The sequence below is a fragment of the Candidatus Leptofilum sp. genome, assembly GCF_965223525.1.
Taxonomy (GTDB): Bacteria; Chloroflexota; Anaerolineae; order Promineifilales; family Promineifilaceae; genus Leptofilum.
In genome coordinates this window covers 187388-210931 of sequence record NZ_CBDCWX010000005.1, presented here as the reverse complement: position 1 = coordinate 210931, position 23544 = coordinate 187388, and the positions used below count along the sequence as shown (strand labels likewise).

The 23544-nt window shown below is 51.5% G+C and carries 20 protein-coding genes; 10 read left to right on the top strand and 10 right to left on the bottom strand.

Annotated features, from left to right (window positions below; all coding sequences use genetic code 11):
- Positions 1-120: 120 nt before the first annotated feature.
- The gene (locus ACOQPM_RS06405) at positions 121-1143 is read left to right on the top strand and encodes a metallophosphoesterase (RefSeq protein WP_420628412.1); all 1023 of its coding nucleotides are present in this window, start codon (positions 121-123) and stop codon (positions 1141-1143) included.
- Positions 1144-1395: 252 nt separating this feature from the next.
- On the top strand, positions 1396-2916 hold the full coding sequence (locus ACOQPM_RS06400) for a hypothetical protein (RefSeq protein ID WP_420628411.1): 1521 nt from the start codon (positions 1396-1398) through the stop codon (positions 2914-2916).
- Here ACOQPM_RS06400 and ACOQPM_RS06395 read toward each other — a convergent pair.
- Entirely contained in the window at positions 2913-5795 is a 2883-nt protein-coding gene (locus ACOQPM_RS06395) for a BTAD domain-containing putative transcriptional regulator (protein WP_420628410.1), read from the bottom strand. The two genes, ACOQPM_RS06400 and ACOQPM_RS06395, sit on opposite strands and share 4 nt — an antisense overlap.
- 243 nt (positions 5796-6038) lie before the next feature.
- Here ACOQPM_RS06395 and ACOQPM_RS06390 point away from each other — a divergent pair, with 243 nt between their 5' ends.
- The 5 genes from ACOQPM_RS06390 (at position 6039) to ACOQPM_RS06370 (ending at position 11260) form a co-directional block, all read left to right on the top strand.
- Positions 6039-6230 (top strand): hypothetical protein, encoded by a 192-nt coding sequence (locus tag ACOQPM_RS06390; protein ID WP_420628409.1) that lies wholly within the window; start codon positions 6039-6041, stop codon positions 6228-6230.
- Positions 6231-6737: 507 nt separating this feature from the next.
- Complete coding sequence (locus ACOQPM_RS06385) at positions 6738-7955, top strand: AfsR/SARP family transcriptional regulator (protein ID WP_420628408.1); 1218 nt, start codon at positions 6738-6740, stop codon at positions 7953-7955.
- A 400-nt stretch (positions 7956-8355) separates the two neighbouring features.
- Complete coding sequence (locus ACOQPM_RS06380; RefSeq protein ID WP_420628407.1) at positions 8356-8829, top strand: hypothetical protein; 474 nt, start codon at positions 8356-8358, stop codon at positions 8827-8829.
- Between the two features lie 71 nt (positions 8830-8900).
- On the top strand, positions 8901-9809 hold the full coding sequence (locus ACOQPM_RS06375; RefSeq protein WP_420628406.1) for a hypothetical protein: 909 nt from the start codon (positions 8901-8903) through the stop codon (positions 9807-9809).
- 29 nt (positions 9810-9838) lie between these two features.
- Positions 9839-11260, top strand: a complete 1422-nt coding sequence (locus ACOQPM_RS06370) for a peroxidase family protein (protein WP_420628405.1) — start codon at positions 9839-9841, stop codon at positions 11258-11260.
- A 49-nt stretch (positions 11261-11309) separates the two neighbouring features.
- Here the strand turns inward: ACOQPM_RS06370 and ACOQPM_RS06365 are convergent, their stop codons facing one another.
- From ACOQPM_RS06365 to ACOQPM_RS06345, 5 genes are all read right to left on the bottom strand, one after another.
- Positions 11310-11558: a hypothetical protein gene (locus ACOQPM_RS06365; RefSeq protein ID WP_420628404.1), complete on the bottom strand. Its 249-nt coding sequence runs from the start codon at positions 11556-11558 to the stop codon at positions 11310-11312.
- 2 nt (positions 11559-11560) lie between these two features.
- The gene (locus ACOQPM_RS06360) at positions 11561-11971 is read right to left on the bottom strand and encodes a GxxExxY protein (protein WP_420628403.1); all 411 of its coding nucleotides are present in this window, start codon (positions 11969-11971) and stop codon (positions 11561-11563) included.
- A 35-nt stretch (positions 11972-12006) separates the two neighbouring features.
- On the bottom strand, positions 12007-13677 hold the full coding sequence (locus ACOQPM_RS06355) for a cyclase family protein (protein ID WP_420628402.1): 1671 nt from the start codon (positions 13675-13677) through the stop codon (positions 12007-12009).
- A gap of 255 nt (positions 13678-13932) precedes the next feature.
- The gene (locus tag ACOQPM_RS06350; RefSeq protein ID WP_420628401.1) at positions 13933-14457 is read right to left on the bottom strand and encodes a hypothetical protein; all 525 of its coding nucleotides are present in this window, start codon (positions 14455-14457) and stop codon (positions 13933-13935) included.
- On the bottom strand, positions 14441-15424 hold the full coding sequence (locus ACOQPM_RS06345; protein WP_420628400.1) for a vWA domain-containing protein: 984 nt from the start codon (positions 15422-15424) through the stop codon (positions 14441-14443). Before ACOQPM_RS06345 ends, ACOQPM_RS06350 begins: the two co-directional genes overlap by 17 nt.
- Before the next feature lie 452 nt (positions 15425-15876).
- Here ACOQPM_RS06345 and ACOQPM_RS06340 point away from each other — a divergent pair, with 452 nt between their 5' ends.
- The 3 genes from ACOQPM_RS06340 to ACOQPM_RS06330 all read left to right on the top strand — a co-directional run bounded on the left by ACOQPM_RS06340 (position 15877) and on the right by ACOQPM_RS06330 (position 18965).
- Positions 15877-17403 (top strand): bifunctional metallophosphatase/5'-nucleotidase, encoded by a 1527-nt coding sequence (locus ACOQPM_RS06340; RefSeq protein WP_420628399.1) that lies wholly within the window; start codon positions 15877-15879, stop codon positions 17401-17403.
- Between the two features lie 113 nt (positions 17404-17516).
- The gene (locus ACOQPM_RS06335; protein ID WP_420628398.1) at positions 17517-18533 is read left to right on the top strand and encodes a fatty acid desaturase; all 1017 of its coding nucleotides are present in this window, start codon (positions 17517-17519) and stop codon (positions 18531-18533) included.
- Between the two features lie 141 nt (positions 18534-18674).
- Positions 18675-18965, top strand: a complete 291-nt coding sequence (locus ACOQPM_RS06330) for a hypothetical protein (RefSeq protein ID WP_420628397.1) — start codon at positions 18675-18677, stop codon at positions 18963-18965.
- A gap of 69 nt (positions 18966-19034) precedes the next feature.
- Here ACOQPM_RS06330 and hpaD read toward each other — a convergent pair whose 3' ends face one another.
- The 4 genes from hpaD to ACOQPM_RS06310 form a co-directional block, all read right to left on the bottom strand.
- On the bottom strand, positions 19035-20021 hold the full coding sequence (gene hpaD, locus ACOQPM_RS06325; protein ID WP_420628396.1) for a 3,4-dihydroxyphenylacetate 2,3-dioxygenase: 987 nt from the start codon (positions 20019-20021) through the stop codon (positions 19035-19037).
- Between the two features lie 159 nt (positions 20022-20180).
- Complete coding sequence (hpaE, locus tag ACOQPM_RS06320; RefSeq protein ID WP_420628395.1) at positions 20181-21710, bottom strand: 5-carboxymethyl-2-hydroxymuconate semialdehyde dehydrogenase; 1530 nt, start codon at positions 21708-21710, stop codon at positions 20181-20183.
- Positions 21711-21818: 108 nt separating this feature from the next.
- On the bottom strand, positions 21819-22556 hold the full coding sequence (locus tag ACOQPM_RS06315; RefSeq protein WP_420628394.1) for a fumarylacetoacetate hydrolase family protein: 738 nt from the start codon (positions 22554-22556) through the stop codon (positions 21819-21821).
- Between the two features lie 85 nt (positions 22557-22641).
- Positions 22642-23493 (bottom strand): hypothetical protein, encoded by an 852-nt coding sequence (locus tag ACOQPM_RS06310; RefSeq protein ID WP_420628393.1) that lies wholly within the window; start codon positions 23491-23493, stop codon positions 22642-22644.
- Positions 23494-23544: the final 51 nt, after the last annotated feature.

Genomic DNA, 23544 nt, shown 5'->3' with positions numbered 1-23544 from the left:
TTCTGGGGCGAGCCTAGTGCCCTGGGAGGGTAGAAGGGACTCTGTGTCAATTGCAGAGTCCCTTTATCTAGGTTCTTAGCCCATTCGTGATTCAAAAGTAAGAATAGGAGGTAATGTAGAATGTCGCGTTATCAAAGAATTTTCGTCAGTGATGTTCATCTCTCTTCACAAAGGTTGTACGATTCAAAGAAAGCTTGGTACGATTCCAACAATCATCGTAACCGATTCCTTAGCTTTTTAGACAACCAAGTTTTAGTAAAGTCGAAACAGGTAAAAGATTTGATTCTTTTAGGCGATCTGTTTGATAATTGGGTTTGTCCGGCAGACGAGGAACCCCCAACTTTTAATGAAATTCTAGCAGCAAATCCAAAGGAGCTTGAGCGGCTTAGGAAGGCAATAAATTTGGGCATAAAAGTTTTTTTTGTTCATGGAAATCACGATTACACTCTGCCCAAATCATTGTTAGAGAAGGAAGTGCCGGGATTAAAAGTCATTACAGCCTATAAGGGGGCGGGTCGGACACATGCAGAACATGGTCATTTATGCACCCTTTTTAATCGTCCCGATTATCTAAACGATCCTGCATACGGCCGTCCGCTAGGATACTATATTTCACGTTTGCACACATCATCGAACCACGCTGGGTTTTCTTTTGCGGATATTGTTTTTGCTCTTGATGATGTTTTGGAGGCGGCCGTAACGTCTGCAACGATGATCGAATCGTTAATTGAAGCATTGGCCGAGCGAGCTAATAACGTGACAGAGATTATGATGCCTGGTGGGCAAATCAAAACGATTGACGAAATTAAGAAGCAGTATCGAGATTTACCGACGCAACAGGGGCATAGTTTGCTGAGTTTGCGAACGGCAATTCGGGAACTTGAATTAGGGTTCCATGCTGACCAACTATGCCGCGATTTTGGCTTTAATGTGGTTCTTTTTGGCCATACGCACCACAAAAAAATAGACAAAGATTTTTTGTTTGTAGAAGATCGCATTTACGCCAATACAGGGACATGGTGTGATAAAAATGCAAGCTGTGTCATTGTCGAAAAATATCCGCTCAAATCCGGCATTAGCGTCAAATTGGTTGATGTAGATTTGAATGGTTCGATCACCAACACCCGTACCCGGCGCCTTTAGACTGACTTCCACGTCGCTTTTTTAGATACAATCAGCAATTAGGGATAAAGTGATGATGCGGCCGTAAACTACCCAATATTAAAGCACTGGAAACAACAAATCGTATAGGTAAGTTTTCCAGTCGCTAGGGAGCCAAGTGCCCTTGGGAGGGGCAGGGGGCTCTGCCAATCGGCAGAGTCCCATTTTCTAAAGAACGATTTTGTAAAAGTGGGTTTAGAATTAAAAGCAAACAGGTACTACAGGAGGTCTGTGATGAATAAGTCTAATGCCTGGTTTCGTAGATGGAAAGCACTCGACACACACATTGAACAATCAATACAACTGTTTGAACAGGGTAAAGTTCCTGATGATCTACCAGAGAAACAAACAATCTGGTACCTACTTAAAAGCCTTCGTGCATTTGGTCAGTCACATTTTAACTACTTTTTTTCGGGATTATTATTGGAAAGACCAAACCTAAATGATCCCAAGGAGGAATTTCCAGTAGATTCTGTCCTTCGCTCGATTATTGATCAAATTGCTTATGATTTTGAGCTTATTTCGAAGGCTTTGCATCAACGTCTGCCACCTTATCACAACGAAAAGCGGGGGGAAACCCTGCAAAATGCCAGCAGACTTGGGCGAATTGCCCTCCTTCCGGCAATTAGAGCAGGTTTCATCGAAAAAACTGAAGTTCTAACATACTTTCAAAAATCATATTCGGTTCGAGTGATTCCTTACAGCAATGTGGCTATCGTGGGAGTGCCTTTTACTGCTCTTGAATTGCCCCGTGATTATCTCGCAATTCCTCACGAAACTGCCCACCATATTTATCGTCATGGTTCTTTCAATGACAAAGCTATTTCATCGCATCTGAAAAATGATCTAAAACAAGCTTTTAAGAAAGAAGACTTACAGTTTAGAAAATATTTAAGGAATTGGGTTGAAGAAATCTTTGCTGATATTTATGGTTGCCTAATTGCAGGCCCTGTTATGGCTGTAAATTTTCAGGAATTACAATTAGATGATCCGCTAGTTGAATTTGCTAAGTCGTATATTGACTATGAAGATCCCGTGCCGATTGTTCGACCTGATATTTACACAAAAGTGCTAGCAAATTCAGGTCAAAGAAAATGGCAAAAATGGGCTGCACCAGTTGGTGACCTATGGCAAGACCACCGCAATACTTATTGGGATGATTTTCGCAAAACAAAACTAGAAGCCAGAGATAGAGAAAACGCTCCATTTTTTACAACATTTAATGGCAGATATACCTTAGATGATATTCGAGCTCCAGGAGAAGAGTTGAAATCAAACTTGCCCTTGGATTTAATGATTAAAAATGTTTTAGATTTTATAGACCGAAGCTTCACAAAGGAAAATGTTGCGCCACCGAAACTGTTCAATTGGTCAAAAACTGAAGAGGGTGTTGATTTGACTACACTTTATGAGCGATTCAGCGAATTTGTTGTTGAAAGTGAAAATTTGTTCACGGATGATTTGAAAGAACAAATGCGTCCTGACCTAGATGTCAATTCTGATTCTTTTGATACCGATATTCAGATTAACGATCACTTGTCACTGAGCATAGGGTGGGTGAAGTGGATTACTCGGTGGGTTAAAGTTCATGGTTTTGATGAGATTATTGAGGATAACAAAGCCACTGAACTTTTAGATAAACGGCGAAAGCCTAAATCCTCTAATACGGATTGGGGTTGGGCGGATGTGGCATATGCCGATGGTTGGGTGACGCGAGGGCCTGAACCTAATCCACCGGGCGATGGGGTTGGTTAGCTGTGTTTCCGAATATAATTTGTTAGGACAGGGTGCTTTAATGATTGAGCCAGTTCTCTTGCTGCTTGCCACTTTTCCTGAGCCAATGAGAACTGGTTCATATGTTCAAAACATTCTGCTAAATGTGTGAATGTCCACGCTAATTGCAACCTAAATTGTGCTAGCTGGCAAAGCTCCATACTTCTTAATCCTTTTTGCAAGGCTAGCTCAACCTGATCCTTTTTTAGGTGGATTCGACCCAGCTGATACAACACCATTGCTTGAGAGCCCAAATCGCCAACTGTTTCAAGAAGCCTCAAGCTTGTTTCAGTATATTGTTGGGCAATATCTAGACGTTCCTGAAGTCGCGCAATGTTCCCTAAAACACTAAAAATTACGGCCCTATCCCCCTTGTCTTGAAAGCGCTCAGATAGTTGGAGAGCCTGCCTCGCATAAGATTCGGCTAAGTTTAAATCATTTTTCACGGTGAATGTCGTCGCTAATAAGCTCAAGGTACGAATAGCTTTTTCTATTTTGCCATTAGCTTCCAAAATAGAAAGTCCTCGTGTTCCTAACCGAATGGTTTCTTCATAGTCGCCACGGAAATAGTGCATTCTAGCTTCAACATGCAGAACATCTGCCATCCCCTCTGTATCTTCCAGCGTTTCCCTTAGAGAGCGGCTGGATAATATATGTTTTTTTGCGCGATCATAGTCAGACTGTTCAATTGCAATTCGGGCTAGGTCACAATGATTCTGAGCTATGCTAGCTAAATTGTTTGTTTTTTCAGAGAGTTGATTGCTTTCTAAAAGGTGTTGGGTTGCTTCATGAAAATCTCGTTGTTCTAGACAGGCTAATCCTAATTGGCGCAAACTGTTTGATTGGGCAATTTCATTTTTCTGTTTTTTAGTGGCCACTGATACCCACTGATGCCCTATCCGCGCCTGAGTGTAACGGCCGCGTGCAAACCAAGCATCATTCAAAGCATCAGCAAAATCAATGACGGTTTGGTGAAGCTGGTGGGTATGGGCGGCTGCCATGGCGGCCATGAGGTTATCCCATTCGGGGCGGAGGGCGTCGTAGTCGGTTTGGTTTTGTTGGGCGAATTGGAGGTAGTAGTGGGCGAAACGGCCGTTCACTTCCTCCTCCACATCCTCCCCCAACTGCTCACGGGCAAAATCGGCCAGCAAGGGATGTAGCTGGTAGCGCGTTTGTCCCTCTTCGCGCAGCAAGGAGAGCGCGACCAGCGCGTACAGCTTGTCCTCCAGCAAATAAGCGTCCATTTCCGCGATGCGAGCCACCGCTTCGGCCGCGAAAGAGCGGCCGGCAAACAGCCCGAGCAGGGCAAAGACGCGCTTCAAGTCGCGGTCCAGCGTTTCCCAACTGAGGGCAAAGGAGGCGCGCACCTCCCGGTCGCTGATGGTGAGTAGCGAGAGCCGCTCCTTTTCATCGCGCAGTCGCTGGGCTAGGTCTGCCAGCTTGCGGCGGGGGCGGGATTTGAGCCGCTGGGCGGTAATCTCCACAGCCAGGGGCAGATTGGCTAGCTCATCACAGATGGCGGCGGCAGCATCTGGCTCCGCCTCAACACGCTTCTCGCCCAAAATGCGGCGGAAGAGCAAACGGCCGTTTTCCGGAGACAGCTCTTGCAAAGACCACACCTGGGCATTTAGCACTCTGGCTAAATCTTGATCGCGCATGGTGAGCAACACGCGGCAATTGGAGCCGGAGGGGAGCAACGGCCGTATCCGAGCCGCACTTCTCACATCATCCAGCACCAGCAAAACGCGCTTGTCGGCCAGCGCACTGCGGAAAGCTGCCGCCATGCTTTCCACATCCCCCACAGCAGAAAAATCATAGCCATACAGCTGCGCCCAGCTTTCCAAAACCGACATCGGTTCGCTGGTAGCGGCATTGGCCCACAGCACGCCATCTGGAAAATGACCTTGTAGCTGCGCCGCAATTTGGGCTGCCAGCGTACTTTTGCCCACGCCCCCCATGCCCACAATGGCTTGAACGGCCGTTGTCTCATCATCCTGCAGCGTTTGGGCAATAGCCTGCTGCTGTGCAGCCCGGCCCACAAAGTGGGGAATGCCTGCCGGCATCTGAAATGGGGGTGGCAGCGGTTTGGGGGCTGGCGACGGCACGACGGTCAAATGAGGCAGCAAATCATCTAGCTCTTCGGCACGAATTTTTTGGTAGAGTGCCGTGGTTTCGCTGGCAGGCTCCACGCCCAACTCTTCATCCAGCAGAGCGGCGCACGTTTCGTACTGTGCCAGCGCCGCCGTGCGCTGGCCGCTTACCGCCAGCAGCAACATCAGTTGCCGATGCGCTTCTTCCATCCACGGCTCCAGCAGCAGCAGGCGGTTCAATGTCTCGATGCCGTCGTTAAACTGTTGCGCTTCGGTTTGCATGGCAGACAGACGGTACAAACCGTCCATTGCCAATTGCCGGTAATGCTCCTGCTGCAAGCGCACCCACTCTTCAAAAAGGGGCGCGTCGCGCACGTTAAAATCATCCAAAAAGGAGCCACGATACAGCTTGGTGGCCTGCTTCAATTCGTCAATCGAGAGTTCTTTTTGCTTGAGGGTGGTTTCAAATTGGGTGACGTCGAGAGCGTACGGCCGTTCCTTGTTAAAAGCCAATGTTCTTCGCTGAATAATTAGATGGCCTGCCAAACTCCCTTTCATGCGGCTGAGGGCTACCCGCAGGTTGCGGCGCGCTTTCTCCTCATCCATCTCGCTCCACAGCAACCCCGCCAACGCCTGCCGCGAGTGCGGCTGTCCGGTAAATGCCAGGTAACACAACAACGCTTGCGACTTGCGCGCCACCAGCCCCGGCAGCGGACGACCATTCTGTTGAATGCGTAGTTTGCCAAGTACAGAAATGTTCAACATCGTCATGGTGTGGTGCTTGCTTTCAGCCCGATTACTCAGGGAACCCGTTAGAGGTATTGAGAATGGTTGCCCCTAAAAACCATCATCAACGATAGATTAGCGATTGCCAAATATGATTAAATTGTGTTTACCACCTATATTTTTAGAGGAATAGTCTGCGTAAAAGTGGGAGAAAATAAATAAAGTCGTTTCTCCCGCTTTTACATAAATTATAAGGCAAATTGCCTAATATCCAAGGGAGCTTACTCAATGTTCGATTCGTTACCTTTTTACCAAACCTACATCCTCAAACTCTGGCAGGAACGCTCAAGCAGTGGCGATAGCAAAGTGTTTCGCTTTTCGCTGGAAGACCCTGCTACGCAGGTGCGGTATGGGTTTCGGACGCTGGATGAAATGGTGCAATTTCTAAAGCAGCAGTGCGACGCAGATGAACCACCGTAAAGTTGTTTTGGATGCGTGCCTGAAAATATCCAATTGTTTCGTTTAATGAAGGTGAACTGCTATGTAAACAGTGCAGCTCACCTTTTTTATCTTCTGTCCACCTCAAGTTTATTAGTTTATTTAGGAGAGCAATATGAGTCGTATGTATGTTACCCCTAGCCGTGAAAGTGTGTTGTTCATCTTCCAGCAAACAAGCTGGCAATCTCAAAAGAAGTCTTATGAGGTTGAAACATGATGCCGGTGAATCTTGCGCTTGGAATAACACAATAACCTAACATTGCACTCCTCGTTCCAGAGACGGTGTCATACCCGCGTAGGCGGGTATCCATCTTTTGTGTCCGCGTGGATTCCTGCATTCGCGGGAATGACAATCAAAAAATTTAGTGCAAGAATACCTTTAGAAAGAAAAATATGACAGTTCCCGGTATCGCTCAGGCTCATAATTCGTTCCTTTTGTATGAGGGTATAAAAAGTTTACGTATTGGAAGTTTTCCAAAGGAGCAAATTGTGAAACCAGTTTTTGCGCCAAAGCAAGATATTCCACCAGCGCCTGCATTGCCTGGTTGGAAGAACGACTGGCAAAATGCTGTTGAGTTTTTAATTGCCAATAATTATGAACAGGTGATTGCTATTTTGAGCCATCGCCAAACGGCCGCTTCTACTAACGGTGAAGCACGCTTAGAAGCACTTCTGGAAGCCGCCATCCAAATTTGCGAGGCGTGTGCCCAGCACCAGTCGCAAGTGGAGTTGCACAGCCAAGCCATGACGCAATCGTTGCAGCGGCAGCAGCAGCTACAGCAACAGATGCTTGCGTTTCTCACGACAACAATCAACTCCGCTGCCGCAGAAGAAGCAAATGGATCTGCAAACCAAACTGCCGTCGCAAAACAACCGTCGCCCACCACCATGCCCCCAGCGCCAAACCTGTGGCCGCAGCCCAAGGAAATTGCCACACGGCCGTCCCTGGCTGTTTACCTACTGGGATCGTTTCGGGTGTTTGTAAACGGCCGTCTCGTCAGCAACTGGTCGGGTAACAAATGCAAATCGATCTTCAAGCATATGATCATGAACCGACATCGCCCCGTGCGCCACGATGTACTGATGGAGCAGTTTTGGCCGGATGAAACGCCCGACGCTGCCAAACGCAACATGTACCAAACCGTCTATCTGCTGCGCCAGGCACTACAGCAGGATGATTCCGATTTTCAGTTCATTCTCTGCCAGGACGGCACCTACAGCTTCAACGACGAGCTAGATATTTGGGTAGACAGCGCCCTATTTGAGGAACAGTACGCCCACGGTTTGCAGCTAGAAAAAGAAGGCGATATGGAAACGGCCGTGCAGGCCTACGCCACGGCCGATGAGCTGTATGCCGGTGACTTTTTAGCCGAGGATATCTACGAGGAGTGGACGCTGGTACACCGCGAACGCATCAAGCATGCTCATCTGGATCTGCTGGATCGTATTAGCCAACATTATTGGAAGACCCAGCAGTATTCGCAATGTGTCACCGTTTGCAAAAAAATCTTGCAGGGAGATAGCTGCCGCGAAGATATTCACCGCCGACTGATGCGCGCTTACCTGCATCAAGGCCAGCGCCATCTGGCCATTCGCCAATACCATCACTGCGTTGAGCTGCTGGCGCAAGAGTTAGATGTGGAACCAATGCCAGCCACCCGCCAACTGTTCAACCAAATCGTCAACGGAGAACCGCTGACCTCCTAAAATCGCCTCCTCTTCTCTTCCTTTTTGTTTGCCCGGCTGTGCAGCCCCAAACCTGTGCAGCCGGGTATTTTTTTATTTAGTGGTTGGTGGCTAGTGGCTGGTAGCCATACACTAACCACTAACAACAAACCGTCTCAAATTTATAGCCGAACCAATTTGAACTTTTTTTGAACACTCAAATGAACCTGCCCAGATTTGTTAGATATTGGCAAAAATTCATTTCAAATTTGGCCGATAAATGATCCGTCTACGAAACTTTCCTGAACAGTCTTCATTAAGATAGGGCCATTGATGAAACAAACGCCCAATCAAAAAAAGAGGCTAAGAATTGTTTCACAATATACCAGTACTGGTCGCGCCTTATATTTTATTAACTTGTAGTCGTAAAAGGAGATTAATCATGACGAACAAATCTGCATTTGAAGTAACGGTAGCAACCTATCCACCATTGGCAGGCGAAATGCACGCGGTGGTTCTGGAAAACGGCCGTCCCTCCAACAACGTTATTCGTACCGATCAGAACTGGTCTGTGCGGGTAGATTGGAAATTGGAAGGCGCACTGGTTCCCTGTATCGCTGGTAGCTGGTGTGTGACGCTGTTCATGGAATCCATTGGTCGTGGTCGTGAGTTCAGCTTCCCGCTGCCGCACCAGGATGAGATTCGTGTACCGCTAGACCCCTGTGGCAACGGCAAATACACCTATGACATTCAGGTGCCTGCACACACCATCCGTGATGCCGACTGCGGCATCCCGTACAAAGCTGTGGTAGCGCTCACTTATCTGGATGCCTGTGACCGTCCTGGCCCAATGGCTGGTTTCTGCGAACTGCCCATCCTGCAATTCTACACCGACGAAAAGCAGGCAGATCACTAATCTGACTGTGTTGGTATGAAGGCCCTGGCAGTCCACTGCCAGGGCTTTATTTTTGCAAACCGGAGGCCAAAATGAAACAAAAATCATCCCCCACAACACAAGATGACTTTCGGCAGATAAAGGGCATTGGACCAGCAACAGAGGCACGTTTACACGCGGCTGAGATTTATACGTATGCACAGTTAACGGCCGTTTCTCCCCGAACACTTGCAGAATTACTTCCAGGCTTTACGGCCGAACGAATTCAGCAAGAGGATTGGTTGGGGCAGGCAGATGCGCTGCTCTCGGCGGCACATTCAGTTGCAGATGGCGACGGCCAGCGGTATGCCACCTTTACCGTGGAGCTGCTGCTGGATAAGGACAATTCAGTACGGCGCACCCGCGTCGTGCATGTGCAGGAAGAAAGTAAGAAATCGTGGTCGGGTTGGCGACCCAGAGCGGTGAAACAGTTTATTGCCGAGCAGGCTGGCGTAACCCAAAAGCCAAAGGCAAAAGCTGAACCCCAAACCACCGTTGACGAACTAACGATGCAATTCGTATCGAATGTTGAGACTGATCGGTTGAAAACGGCCGTTGCCTCACCAACCCAGCCAGAACAAGCAGACACAATCCTTCAAACCAACGTTGCTTCCCAACCTTTATCTGTTGAGTTGAATACGCCAAACATCCTGCTTCAGCATGGAAATGCGTTCAACGTTCAACTTTATCTTGATTTGGAAAAAATAAGTTTTGAAAAGCAAACCCCCTTGAACTACCAGGCCGCTATCTACGCAGCCCAACTTGGCAGTAAAGCGCGGCAAAAGATAGGGACAGCCTATGGTGCTATTAACACAGATGCCAAAAAAGTTGCCATCACCGTACCCACCCAAATTGGCGCACCGGGCACCTACCGCCTGGAGGCAGAAATGGCCATCGCCTGGATTCCCGCCACGCCAGACCTCACGGCCAACACCAAAGGTGGCTTGTTACATATCTACTAAATTGTATTGTTAATTAAAGGAGAAAAATTATGAGTCATATCCGTTCTCGACACGGAGGCGGTGCGTTTCAGCGAGGCTTAAATGCACCGCAATCTCGATTTTATAATCAAGGCAAATTCGGCCGTTTGTTCCCCTCATTGCCGCCCTTTTTGCCCCCGCCAGAGGCACTCATTGAGCTAGGCGCAGTTGGTGGCCCAATGGACCCCGGCACTGCCCACGATACACCAAATGACGCCATGCCCGCCGGGTTTGTCTTTCTCGGCCAGTTTATTGACCACGACATCACTCTGGATACCACATCGAGCCTGGAACAGCGCAACGACCCGGAAGCGATTCAAAATTTCCGCACCCCAGTGCTGGAACTGGACAGCGTTTACGGGTCAAATCCTGACGCCACGCCACACCTGTACCGTGCCATTCGCGGCTTGCCTTACATGCTTTTGGATGATGACGCTCCCAACGATTTGCCCCGCAATAGCATTGGCACGGCGCTCATTGGCGACCCACGCAATGATGAAAATTTGGTTGTTGCCCAGCTACACCTTGCTTTCCTAAAGTTCCACAACCAGGTTTTGCGGGATGTGCGCGACTTTGATGAGGCGCAGCGGCTGGTGCGTTGGCATTATCAGTGGATTGTTTTGCACGAGTTCTTGCCGCTTTTGGTGGGGCACGATCTGGTGGAGAGCATCTACACGGGCAAAAGCTATAGTAGTGGCCGTCGCTTTTACAATTGGCGACATCAGCCGTTCATTCCGGTGGAGTTTGCCGTGGCAGCGTACCGGTATGGGCATGCCCAGGTGCCCGGTGCGTTGCAGGTGAATGACGTTTTTGAAGCGAACGGCCGTCCTCAAATCCCCCTGTTCGATGTCAACGAAATCGGCAAAGATGACCCCGATGACTTGTCTGGGTTTGGCGTACGGGCTGACCGCCGCTTTGTAGATTGGCGCTACCTGTTCGATACCGGCGATGGGGTACATCAATCCAGCCGCAGCATCAACACGGTGCTATCTGGCCCTCTGTTTGAGCTACCCTTCTTCACAGGCAAAAACGATATTCGCTCACTGGCGCAGCGTAATCTGGTGCGTGGTCGCACTTATGGCTTGCCGTCTGGTCAAACCATTGCCCGTGCTATGGGTGAAGAACCACTTGGCCGTGATGAGCTAGATGACGTACGTGACTTGGGCTTTGCCGAGGAAACCCCACTCTGGTTCTACATCTTGCGCGAGGCGCAGGTGCGTGAATATGGTGAACGGTTGGGGCCGGTAGGCGGCCGTATCGTAGCCGAAGTGCTTATTGGTCTGTTAGAGGGAGATCGACTCTCGTTTGTGCGCTCATACCCTAACTGGAAGCCTGTTTTGGGGTCATACGGTGACTTCACAATGGTGGATCTGCTGCAATATGTAGGTGTGCTAGACACACCACTCTATGTCAATGGTGGCTCCCCATACTAACAATAATTTGGCCTGACAGATTGGCAAAATCTGTCAGGCCATTTTGCTTCTACATCTCGTCATCATCCTGCGAATACGTGGCTGAGATGCTAAGCGTTGGCACCTCATCAGGGATGAAGAAGTAAGAATGCGCCGCCTCCAGGTCGCCATGATTCACGGTGATTTTGGTAGCATATTCCAAAACACCCACCTCGTTCACCTCGGCCGCAAACGCATACGCACACTCCCGACACTCAAAAAACCGCAAACCCCCTGGGTACGCCTTCTGCGACATGCTAACAGTATGTGTTTTTGACATTATTAGCTCCTCTTTTGCCGCGGATTGCGCGGATTTTTCGTTTTGGTGAAACGTTTATACTCTAAAGATGGTTGCCCAAAATTCAACAATAAACCGACTTGAATGCCTGTGGCTACAAGATAGTTGATTATTTGAGCATGGTGTTCTCTTGCCAATCCTTTGGATAATGATTTTAGTTCCAGAATGATGACATCTTCTACAACAATGTCTGCTACATAATGCCCAACGTTCAATCCTTTGTACTGAACTGGTAGCTGCTTCTGCCTTTCAAGCTGTACACTACGAAGAGCCAACTCATGTGCCAAAGCATTTTCGTAAACGGCCTCTAAAAAACCGTAACCCAAAGTACGATGAACCTCCATCGCTGCTCCAATTACCTCATGCGATAGGCTCTCATAAAGCAATTTGCCCATAAAATCTAATCCGCGAAAATCCGCGCAATCCGTGGCTAATTGTCCTTAAAGGCGATGAAGCGGCCCCAGCAGGAGGCCAGTTCCATCCCTTTTTGGATGAAGGCGGCGATGAAGTAACGGCCGTTTCCCGCCACCCCAATATCACCACCCAAATTTTCTGCATGAATCACGCCCTTGTTGAACAGGTTGAGGTGCATATCCTGGTAAAATTTGTCCAGCGGATACATCTCATCCCAATCCTTACCGTACTGATCAATCAGCTTTTGATTCGCCTCGGCAAAGGTTTTGGGATGCCAGATGCGCTGAATTGTGTTCATCGGATGCTCCATGGCTACACAGTCTATGCCCAGCCACTTGATTTCTTTCTGAAGGCACCAATCCGCAAAATCTGGCGATGGCCCTGGGTGCTTAATCATGTAGCGGAACTCATCCGAATCTGGGCTGTTCCAGCCGTATTTGTAATAGCCCGTTTTGATGATGAGGATGTCACCCTGCTGAATATCCACCCGCTCCTCGATCATCGCGGGCGTGTAGACGCTAGAATTGCTCACCGTGTCTGAAATATCCACAATCACGCCTGGGCCAAACCATGTCTCAAACGGCATCTGTCCAACGGTACGCCCGGCGGCGTGGAAATGTTTCTCGCCATCCATATGTGTAGCCAGGTGGAAGCTGGCGCGGCAGTGGGCGTTGTTGCGCCCCAGCCCAAAATCTTGCCCGCCCACCCGCTTGGTGTATTTCACGCTCAAAGGTTCATAGTTGGCCCACTGCGGCGTCTGCACGCTAAACGGCAGCGTCAAATCCAGCATCGCTTGTTCGCGCATGGCGGCGAAAAAGTCGTCGTTGCTCATGCCATCTGGTGCTTGCAGAGCCGCCACCCGCGCCCAGGCAGACTCCACTTCCATAAACGGAATCGCCCCGACCATAATCCAGGCACGTTGGTTGCTCAATGCGCCAATTTGCCCACCCAAAGATTCGGCCAGCAACATGCCCGACTTTGGAATTGTGATGTGGGAAAGCGCGTGATATTCCTCTGGTGGAAACAGCTCATCCCAGCTTTTGCCGTGCGTCTCACGTAGCTTGGCCTCTGCCTTCTCAAATTCGCGGGCGTGCTGGTAGCGAATGCTAGTGTTCATCGGATGTTCCGCGCTGCCGCAGTCCACGCCAATGAGTTTCAGCTTCATATCCAGTGCCCATTGGAAAAATTCTGGCGACGGCCCAGGGTGGCGCACGTAGTAGCCAAATTCTTTGTTTTCGATGCCGCCTTGTGCGGTGGGGTTGGGTGTGTCGGGCTGGTCAAAGGTGTGCTTGTGGTAGCCGGTGTTGATGATGAGAATGTCGCCTTCTTTCACTTCGGCGCGCTCGGTAATCATTTCTGGCGTGTAAAGCGAATAATCAGACACCGCATCAGAAATATCTACAACGACGCCTTCACCACACAGGTCAGACAGGGGAATATCGGCGATGGCTTTGGCGCCGGAGTGGAAGGCACGGGGCCCGACGAGGTGCGTGCCTGTGTTGTTGCTCCACTCGATGAGCTGGCCATTGGCTCCCTGGCCGCCGCCCCAAGAGCCAGTGAGCCGCTTGAAGAAGTGTACCTGCAAGGGCATTTCGCCGGGCCAGGGTGGGGTGAAGATGCTCAGGGATTGGGTGAGATCGTACCATTTGGCATTTGTGAGTAAGTTTATGGTTTGCTTTTCGCTCATTTTATTCTCCTGGAAATTTTTTAGGAACACGGAGTTACACGGAGGTGATACAAAGCTACACAGAGAAAGCGAGAGGAAAATCTGCATAATCCTTCGGCAAGCTCAGGACAAGCCTGTGTAACCCTGCGGATAGTTACTTTTCGTAGGCGGTGCTGATGACGACCCACGGCCGTATTTCCCAGCAGATTCTACTATAGTCCATTGCGAGATGAAACCATTAATTCGCAAATAGCCGTGTGATTGGTAAACGGCCGCTTACTCGCACTGTATTTTAGGCACTTTTTTGGATAGTTGACATAATTGCTGCCATTCACTCGCGCTTACGGTGCTGGCAGCGGCACTGCGGGTTGGCTCCTCGATACTGTTTTCTCTGGATGGATTAGCGCGGCGTGGCACGGCCGTTTCCAAACCAATCTCATCTGCGGTGAAGGCTGTGGCAATGGTTGTGACCCCACGCGAGCTTACTTTTGGCCCATCGTCCGGCGCTGGAGGAAGCGGCCCGGAATCATCTTCGCTGCCTGTGGCCGAAGGCAGATCATCGCCCGTAACTTCTGCTTCTTCGACAACTGTCTCTGTCACGGTTTCAGTAACCGTTTCTGTTTCGGTGACCACGCGCGTCACTTCGATGGTTACACTCTCTTCTTCTGTGACCACGCGAGTGACTTCAACAACCTCTGGTGGCGAGGAGCAAGCGGCTAGCCAAACAGCCAGCAACAGAAGTAGGGCGCAAATGGTCCAAAAAAGCGGCCTTTTCCCCATTGTCTTATGGAATTTGGGCATCGAGCACCTCCTGGACGATTTCAACAACTATGGTGGTGAGCTGGCTGGTTGGGTAAACGGCCGTTGCCCCGTTCACATTAACTTCTGGATTATCTGAGACGAAGTAGAAACGGCCGTTGCCAATTTGGGCAATCTGCTGGTAGGTCGCTACACCTTCGGCATCCAGACCATCGCTGCCAACAGTGTAAATAATGATGTCTTGCTCGGCGGCAATTGTGCTGGTTTCTTCGAAAGTGGGGGCGTTCGCATCGGTGGCCCGCGGTGGTGCATCACCAACGATGATGAGAAGTTTGGCAGACTCCGTGCGCCAGCTTAACCTGGTGACGGCTTGATATAGTCCATCGTTCATTGCTTCTGCATAGTCGCCGCCGCCAACGGCCGTTAAAGTCGCTAATTGGTCAGCAAACAAAGCCGTGTCTTCAGTAAAGTCAAACAGTTGGCTGGCATCCAATTTCCCCTGATCGCGGTACATTACCAGACCCAACCGCAGGTTGACTGTTGCCGATAATGTGGCTAAATGATTGACAAAATCTGGGAGATTTGCCTGAAGCTGCGACAGCTCGTTGGACATGCTGCCGGTAACGTCAATGAGGAAAACAAGATCAAGATTGGGGAGAACGGCCGTATTTTCAGCTTCGACGCGGTCTGCAGGGGGCGCAGGGTTGGCGGCAATTGCATCAGCGCTGGCTGGGATTGGGGTGGAGCGGGCTTCCTCTACCTTGCTGCCCGGCTCTGGCGTTGGTGGGATTTCGCCACTGTCTTCTTCACTGCCGGTTGCCCCGATGTCTCCATCTTCAATCGTTTCGCTGTCGCTCGTATCATCTATTTCGCTGGTATCTGCATCCCCTGCTTCTTCCACGGCTTCATCTGCACCGCCGCAGGCCGCTAGCAGCAGGAGGAAAAGCAGCAGCAACAGGCTCAGTCGAAAGAATGTTGTCGTAGCGGAATGTTGTTCACGTATCATCATTTTGTTTTTGCGTATGAAAGTTAGACAAAATGGCAGCAGGATCACCCCGGCTGCTTGGAGCATACACTAATAACGACAAAATGTGAAAGTTAGTTCCTTGCAAACTGGCAAAAAAAAACCGCCCAGAGGGCGGCTCGCTCAATCAACCAGGAGGGTGGTTTTCTATGAGCTACGACAAATATTCGGGTCGAGGAAGGGGTGAATATCCGTCTGCGCCTGAACTAGGGTTGTTCCAGTCGCGTGCCAATGTTTCCATTAGCTTCTCTCGTGCCAGTTTGGGGGGAGGAGTTCCTCTTAACCTAGCCAGACCTTGTGCTATCATAGCCATAAAGAAATGAATGTCTATAAAAAATTCATAATAGTTTTTACTTATTCTGCTATTTGAATAGTGCTGTAATACTTGTGTAATCATTTCAATCTAAACTAATTGATTATGTAAACTAGAGGGTGTTATGAAACCTTACAAACGTTTGATTCTTGTCATGATGGGTGTGATTGGCTTGGTTGTGATTGGTTGTCGCCAAACGGCCGTTTCCACCCCCACAACCACGCCAACAGAAGAAACAGTAGCTGAACCTGCTTTGGAAGAAACAGGTGACGCCATCCGCGAAATCACCATCCTCTACACCAACGACGAGCACGGCCGGATGGCAGGCTTGCAGGCCGGGGCCAGCGCCGCCAACCTGATGGGCCTCTGGCGCACGGCCGAAGCATACCAGCCCGATGGCAACTTCCTGCTACTCAGCGGCGGCGATATGTGGACGGGCCCAGCCATCTCCACCTGGTTCCAGGGGCAGAGCATGGCCGAAGTGATGAACGCGATGGGGTATGATGCCGCTGCCGTGGGCAACCACGAGTTTGATTTTGGTCTGGAGGCTTTACAAGCACGCGCCGCTGAGTCGGACTTTCCATTTTTGAGCGCTAACATTCGGTACAAAAGTGATGGCACGACGCCGGAAGATTTGGGGATACGGCCGTACACCATCGTCACCGTCAATGACATCCAGGTTGGTGTCATCGGCCTCACCACCACCCAAACGCCAACTACCACCAACCCCGTCAACATCACTGAGTTTGATTTTTTGGCGTATGAAACCGCCCTGCGTGAGGTTGTCCCACAGGTGCGGGAAACTGGCGCGGAAATGATTGTCGTACCCGGCCATATTTGCCAAACGTCGTTGGAAATTTTGGCGCAGAACGTGTCCGATTTGGGCATTGCTCTGCTGGGCGGGGGCCACTGCAACGAACTGTTTGCCAGCGAAGTGAATGACATTGTGTTGCTAGAAGGCGGCACCGCCTTTGCCGGTTACGCCTACGCCACCTTTCAATTCGATATCGAAAATGATGAAGTTGTCTCTGTAGATTATGGCGTACGCAGCAACAGCGGCGGCGCAGCCGATCCTGAGGTTGAGGCGATTGTGATGCGCTGGCAAGAGGAGGCCGACGCCGAGCTGAATCGCACTATCGGCTACAGCGAGGGTGGGCTGCTGCGGCGCAGCCAGGGGATGCAGTCGCTCATCACCGAGGCGTGGCTGTGGGCCTACCCCACGGCCGATGTGGCCATCACCAACCTGGGCGGCATGCGCGCCGATTTGCCCCCAGGCGACATCACCCTGGCGGATGTGGTGGGCGTGATGCCCTTCGAGAATGTGATTGTGGAACTGCTGCTGACGGGTGAGCAGTTGGAGGTGATGCTGGGGCAAGATTCGGCGGCGGTGGGCGGTGTTTACCGCGAGAGCTTCCGCTGGCATCTCAAAGCCACTGGCGAAGAGCTAGACCCGGACGCTTTTTACACCGTGCTGGTCAACGACTTCATGTACGCGGGCGGTGACGATTACGCTCTGCTGTCTGTGTACGACCCCGATGGCTACAACACCGCCATCAACTGGCGACAACCCGTCATTGACTGGATTATGGCACAGGCATCCTCGCCAGATGCGCCAATTGATGACGCTTTTGCAGCATTAGTGGGTGAGTAACAGCTAAACAATTTGGGTGTTTGGTGGCGGATGGGTCGTTTTTGGGGAAACGGCCGTTACAATTACACTCAGTATCCTGCCCAACCTTAGAATCACATTTGGAGAGACAACAGATGACCCAATCACAAACCCGGCCAATTTTAGCCGAAAGCCGCGCCTGGAAAACGGCCGTGGCTCCTTACCAACAGCCAGACCTGCGCCGCAGCGTTTGGCAAATTGTAAACACCCTGGTGCCATACTTTTTGGTGTGGTTCCTGATGGTGCCAGCTTACCGCATATCTTTTTGGCTGGCGCTGCCGCTCATCATTTTGGCAGGCGGCTTTACCGTGCGCGCCTTCATCATTTTTCATGATTGCGGTCACGGTTCCTTCTTTCCTTCCCGGCGAGCCAATGAAATTGTGGGCTTCATTACCGGGCTGATCACCTTTACGCCCTTCTTTGCTTGGCGGCACGGCCACGCCCTGCACCACTCTGCCTCTGGCGACCTGGATCGGCGCGGCGATGGTGACGTCTGGATGATGACCGTGGATGAATATTTGGCTTCCCCCTGGTGGCTGCGGGCAGCGTATCGCATCTACCGCTACCCGCTGGTTTTATTTGTGATTTCCCCACTGATCTTGTTCCTCTTTGTACACCGCATTCCGCTAAAGGGGCGCAAGCGGGAACGCCGCAGCGTGTGGCTCACTAATGTGGCTTTGGTGATGATTGTGACCTTGATGAGCCTGTTGATTGGGTTCAAAACGTACGCCATTTTGCAGCTATCTGTGTTGGGATTAGCCGCTTCGGCTGGCGTGTGGCTTTTTTACGTGCAGCACCAGTACGAAGAAGTGTATTGGAAGCGGCATTATGAGTGGGATTACGCAACGGCCGCTGTCGAAGGCAGCTCGTTTTATAAGTTACCCAAGATTTTGCAATGGTTTACCGGCAATATCGGCTTCCACCACATTCACCACCTCAGCCCGCGCATTCCCAACTACAACTTAGAGCCGTGCCACAATGCCAACCCTGAGCTGCACGTAGAGCCGCTGACGCTGCTGCAAAGCTTCAAGTGCATTCGCTACCGGCTGTGGGATGAGGCTAACTACCGCCTTATTGGCTTTGGCGAGTTAAAGAAAATCGCCCGCGCTTGATTGTTTGAATAGTGGCCGACGAAAGTTGGTCACTTTTTAGTTTGGGGGAGGTGGGGAAACGGCCGTACTACATTATGCTAAAATTCAACAACTTTAATTTGACGTTGTTCGTGTATACTGCCAGCGAAGAGGATTTTGGTTATGCCAACCACATGGTTAGTGCCTGTAATACTTATTTCCGTAGTTTACCTGATAATTGTCTTCATGCTATTGGGCGAAAAATTAGAGGAAGAAAAAGCTGTACGCTCTGACCTTGTGCGGTCGGCCTTGTTTAAGTTTGTAATTGTTTCCGGTGCGTTGGGCGTGGTAATGGATTTGTCACTTAAATCATACGGAAAATACACAGTCATTATGACCGTTCTTGTTGTAGGTTCATTTCTTATTTCTATGGAAAGGCTAAAAAGGAAATATAGGGAAGAGAAAGAAGATTGAGCATTTGTCACCAAATTTTTGTAGCCGCGGATTCTTTCCGCGAGTTTGCGGCGCGGAAATAATCTGCGGCTACGGGGCGATGATGGGTTGGGCCTGTAATGTAGGCGGCTGTTCTGTTGCGCCTGCTAACGGGGAGCCTTCTTCAAACCAGGATTTGGGGGCGGGTGCGCCCCACAGGGTTTGCCGCTGAGGGTCGCGGAGCTGCCACTCGATGGGTTCCAGGTCTGGGTCAACCGTGAGGTAGTCGCTGGTGTAAATTTCAATGCGGTGGCCGTCTGGGTCACGAACGTAGAGGAAGAAGGCGTTGGAGATGCCGTGTCGTCCAGGGCCACGCTCCATGTTGCTGAGATACCCTGTTGTAGACATCAAATCGCAAAGGTGGATGATGTGCATGGCGGTAGGCACCCAGAGCGCCACGTGGTGCAAACGCGGCCCCGCGCCGTTGGTGAACGCCATGTCGTGGATGTTGCCTTTGCGGTGCATCCAAATTGCCCATAGCTGCGGGTCGGCATCTTCAGAGACGGTGTATTCGGTGGTGCGGAAGCCTAGCTCTAATGCCCAAAAGTCGTGGCTGGCCTGCACGTTGGGGGTGAAGCAGTTGAAATGGTCTATGCGCTGCGGGTGGCAGCCGCGATACGCGCCGTACTGCTGGAGCATTCGTTCTGCCTGGGCAAATTTGTAGCAAAACTCTAATGGCATCCCAAATGGGTCACGAATTTGCAGCGAGCGGCCTTGCCCGTGCTGCGTGACCCAGCTTGTCGCCATCCCTTTTTCGCCAAAATAGGTAGCCATGCTGTCCAGATCTACCTCGCTGGCGACTTTGAAGCCCAGCCGAATAACGTGTGGCTCAGCCACTTTGGTGAGGACGAAGGAGTGATGGTTGCGTTCCTCCAGTCCGCGCAAATAAATTGAATCGCCGACCTGCTCGGTTTCAATCAGCCCCAAAATTTCAGTGTAAAACTTGCGCGAGGCATCTAAATCGGTGACGCCAAGCTCGATGTGGCTCATGCGGATGATGTTGAAGGGTGGGGTTCCGGCGGGGTGTCGTACTGGCATTTTCGTCTCCTTGCGGGGTGGAAATTATTCGTTTGAAAAATTGGGCAATGGTAGGGGCGCACCCCCGTGTGCGCCCAAGAGTGGGCAGACACGGGGGTCTGCCCCTACCTAGCAAAATTCTTGCTGTGGCCGGCGTCTCACCGATAACCGATTACCGACCTACGCGCCGAGGCGCGGAATGCGGTGGTCGCCAAAGGCGATGCTGATGTTTTTTGTTTCCATGTAGAAGTCGAAGCTGTAGTCGCCGCCGTCGCGGCCGATGCCGCTGGATTTGACGCCGCCGAACGGGGTGGGCAGGTGGCGCACGTTTTGCGAGTTGACCCAAACCATGCCTGCTTCGACTTGGTGTGCCATTTTCAGGGCGCGGCTCACGTCGCGGGTCCAGATGTAGGCGGTGAGGCCGTATTTGACGCCGTTGGCGATTTCCAGCGCTTCCGCGTCGGTGTCGAAGGGAATGGCGGTGAGGAAGGGGCCGAAGATTTCTTCTTGGGCAATTCGCATGGTGGGGGTAGCGTCTTTGAAGAAGGTGGGGGTGATGTAGGCACCGTCGCCCAGCCCGGCGGGGTGTTGGCCATCACCTGCCATGAGGGTGGCACCATCTTCCTGGCCGATTTGCACATAGCTGCTCACTTTTTCCCAGTGGCTTTGGTGGATGAGGGGGCCAATTTCGGTGTTGGGGTCGAGTGGGTGGCCGACTTTTAGGTTTTTAACGCGCTTGGCGAGCTTGGCGGTGAATTCGTCGTACACGGTGCGTTCTACCAGGAGGCGGCTACTGGAAGTGCAGCGTTCGCCGTTGAGGGAGTATTTCATGAAAACGGCCGTATCCAAAGCCCGTTCCAAATCTGCATCCCCAAACACAATGATGGGATTCTTGCCGCCAAGTTCAAAATGCACCCGCTTGAGGGTTGCTGCGCCCTGGCGCATGATGTGGCTGCCGGTGGTTGTCTCCCCGACAAAGGCGATTGCTTTGATGAGTGGATGCTCTGTGAGCGCTTTGCCAGCCGTCTCACCAAAGCCGTTGACCAGATTGACGACGCCAGCGGGAATGCCCGCCTCGTGCATCAGCTCGGTGAGGCGTTGGGCGGTGACGGGGCTGAGTTCGGCTGGTTTGTGGACGACGGTGCAGCCTGCGGCCAGCGCGGGGGCGATTTTCCAGGTGCTGAGCATGAAAGGGGTGTTCCACGGGGTAATGACGCCGACGGGGCCGATGGGCTGGCGGATGGAGTAATTCATATGCTCGTCGGCGGGTAGCGCGAGGCCGTCGTTGGCGGATTCGACGCGATCGGCAAAAAAGCGGAAGTTAGCGGCGGCGCGTATGGCCGCTTTGCTCATGAAGCGTATCGGCTGACCAGTGTCGATGCTTTCTAATAGGGCGATTTCGTCGGCGTTGGCTTCGATGAGGTCAGCGACGCGGTAAAGCAGGTCGCGCCGCTGCCTGGCGGGCATTGCGGCCCAGACGGGGAACGCGTCGTGGGCGGCTTGGGCGGCAAGATCGATGTCGGCGGCATCCCCTTCGGTGACGGTGCAGAGGTGGCTGTTGTCGATGGGGGTGTGGTTGTTGAATGTTTTGCCGGAGAGGGCGTCGGTGTGACGGCCGTTTATAAAGTTGTTCACCCCACGCTCGACAACCCTGGCTCGGTAGGGAGCTACTTTTTCGAGGTTTTCTTGTAGAGTTCCTGTTGCTGCCATAATTTAGTCCTTTTTTAAAAGCGGAACACAGAGGTACACGGAGGTGGCACAGAGGGTCATAGAGGAAAATAAAAAATCTGTGTAAATCCGTGAAATCTGTGGCTAAATTTATCCCGCGATGACTTCGTTTTCGAGTGCGCCAATGCCATCAATTTCCACCCGCATCACATCCCCGGCGTGGACGTGGGAGATGCCTTTGGGCGTGCCGGTGTAGATAATGTCGCCGCGCTGGATGGTTTTGAATTCGGAGATATAGGCGATGAGCTGGGCAACGCTGTGGCGCAGATGTTTGGTGTTGCCTTGTTGGCGTGGCTCGCCGTTGACGTAGGTGCGAACTTCTGTGTTGGTAGGGTCAATCTCGTCGGCGGTGACGAGGACGGGCCCCATCGGGCCAAACGTGTCGAACCCTTTGGCTTTGACAGGGGGGCGGTAGTAGTTGCCCACAAAGTCGCGCACGGTGCATTCGTTGCCGATGGTGTAGCCATAGACGTAGTTGAGCGCATCTTCTTCGGGGATGTGACGGCCGTTTTGCCCAATCACCACCACCAGTTCACCCTCGTAGTGCATGTATTCCACGTCGGGGCGGATCACTTTGGCTTTGTGGCCGATGAAGGTGTTGGGCAGCTTGTGAAAGAGCAGGGGGTATTCCGGCACATCCAGCTTTAGCTCGACGGCGTGGTCGGCGTAACCGAGGGCGACGCCAACGGCCGTACAGCCGCGTGCGTCTACCGGAGGCAGCCACATCACATCGTCCGGGTCGTAGGCAATGTTGCCTACCCAAAGCTGGTCATTTTTGTAGACGGCTTCGTGAATTTGGCCGTTGTAAGCGAATCGGGCTAACTTCATTGCTTCTCCTTAATTTTTAGCCACGGATTTCGCGGATTATTTAGATTTATTGGTTTAATCTGTGTAATCTGCGAAATCTGTGGATTTATAGTTTGTACCAGTTGGCAACGGCCGTTTCCAGTTCGTTGCCCGTAAATTCAGTTTCGATTTGCTGCATAATGGCGTCCACTTCGTTGGGCGTGGCGGCGAGTTCGCTGCCGCTGATTTGCAGGGCGTAGGCAGAGCCGTTGGGTGTAAGCACAGTGTCAACGAGCAGCGTTTGGTGGTGGCGGTGCTGCAGGAGGTGTTGGTAAACGGCCGTATACACTCCAGGAGTGTACGCTAGATTTTTGCCATCGGTCAGCCCCAGCTTGTAGCCAATCGCCGCTACCTCTTCCCACAGCATTTGCAAAACGTTGGGCTGGGCGTCTCTCGCCTCTTTTTCGTGGCGCGGATTGGCAATGGAGCGGGCACGGGCGTCCTCGATGACCTGCCGCACGGTTTTGCTAGGCGTGGGAATGACAAAGCAGCAGGTAGGATCGTTTAGCAACGGTTCGGCAGCATCGTCCAGCGGCTGGGTCAGTTCAGTGAGTCGGTTGCCAATGAGCGGCACTTCGCCGATGAGCAGGTGGCTGGGTGTGTGGGTTTGATGCCATTGCAAGACGGCCGTTCGCGCCCACAGCCCCACAGCTTTGCGAATGGCGGGGTGGGTGACGCCGTCGATTTCGGGGTAGGTTTGCAGGAGAACAGCCGTTTCAAAAGCTGCCCGCGTTACGTCCCACTGAAGCAAATGCACGGTGCGCCCAGCTTGCTGTGCTATCACTGCCAACTGCTGAATGAGCAAACTTTTGCCTGTCCCCGGCAGCCCAGCCAGAAAAACCATCCGCTGCTCGGCAGCCAGCTTTTGGAAGGCGGTGTAGATGTTGGAATTGGTTGGCAAGATAATTTCAGATTTCAAAGTTTCTAGATCTCAATAGGACGCAGATTTTCCTGATTTTTTGATTAGGGC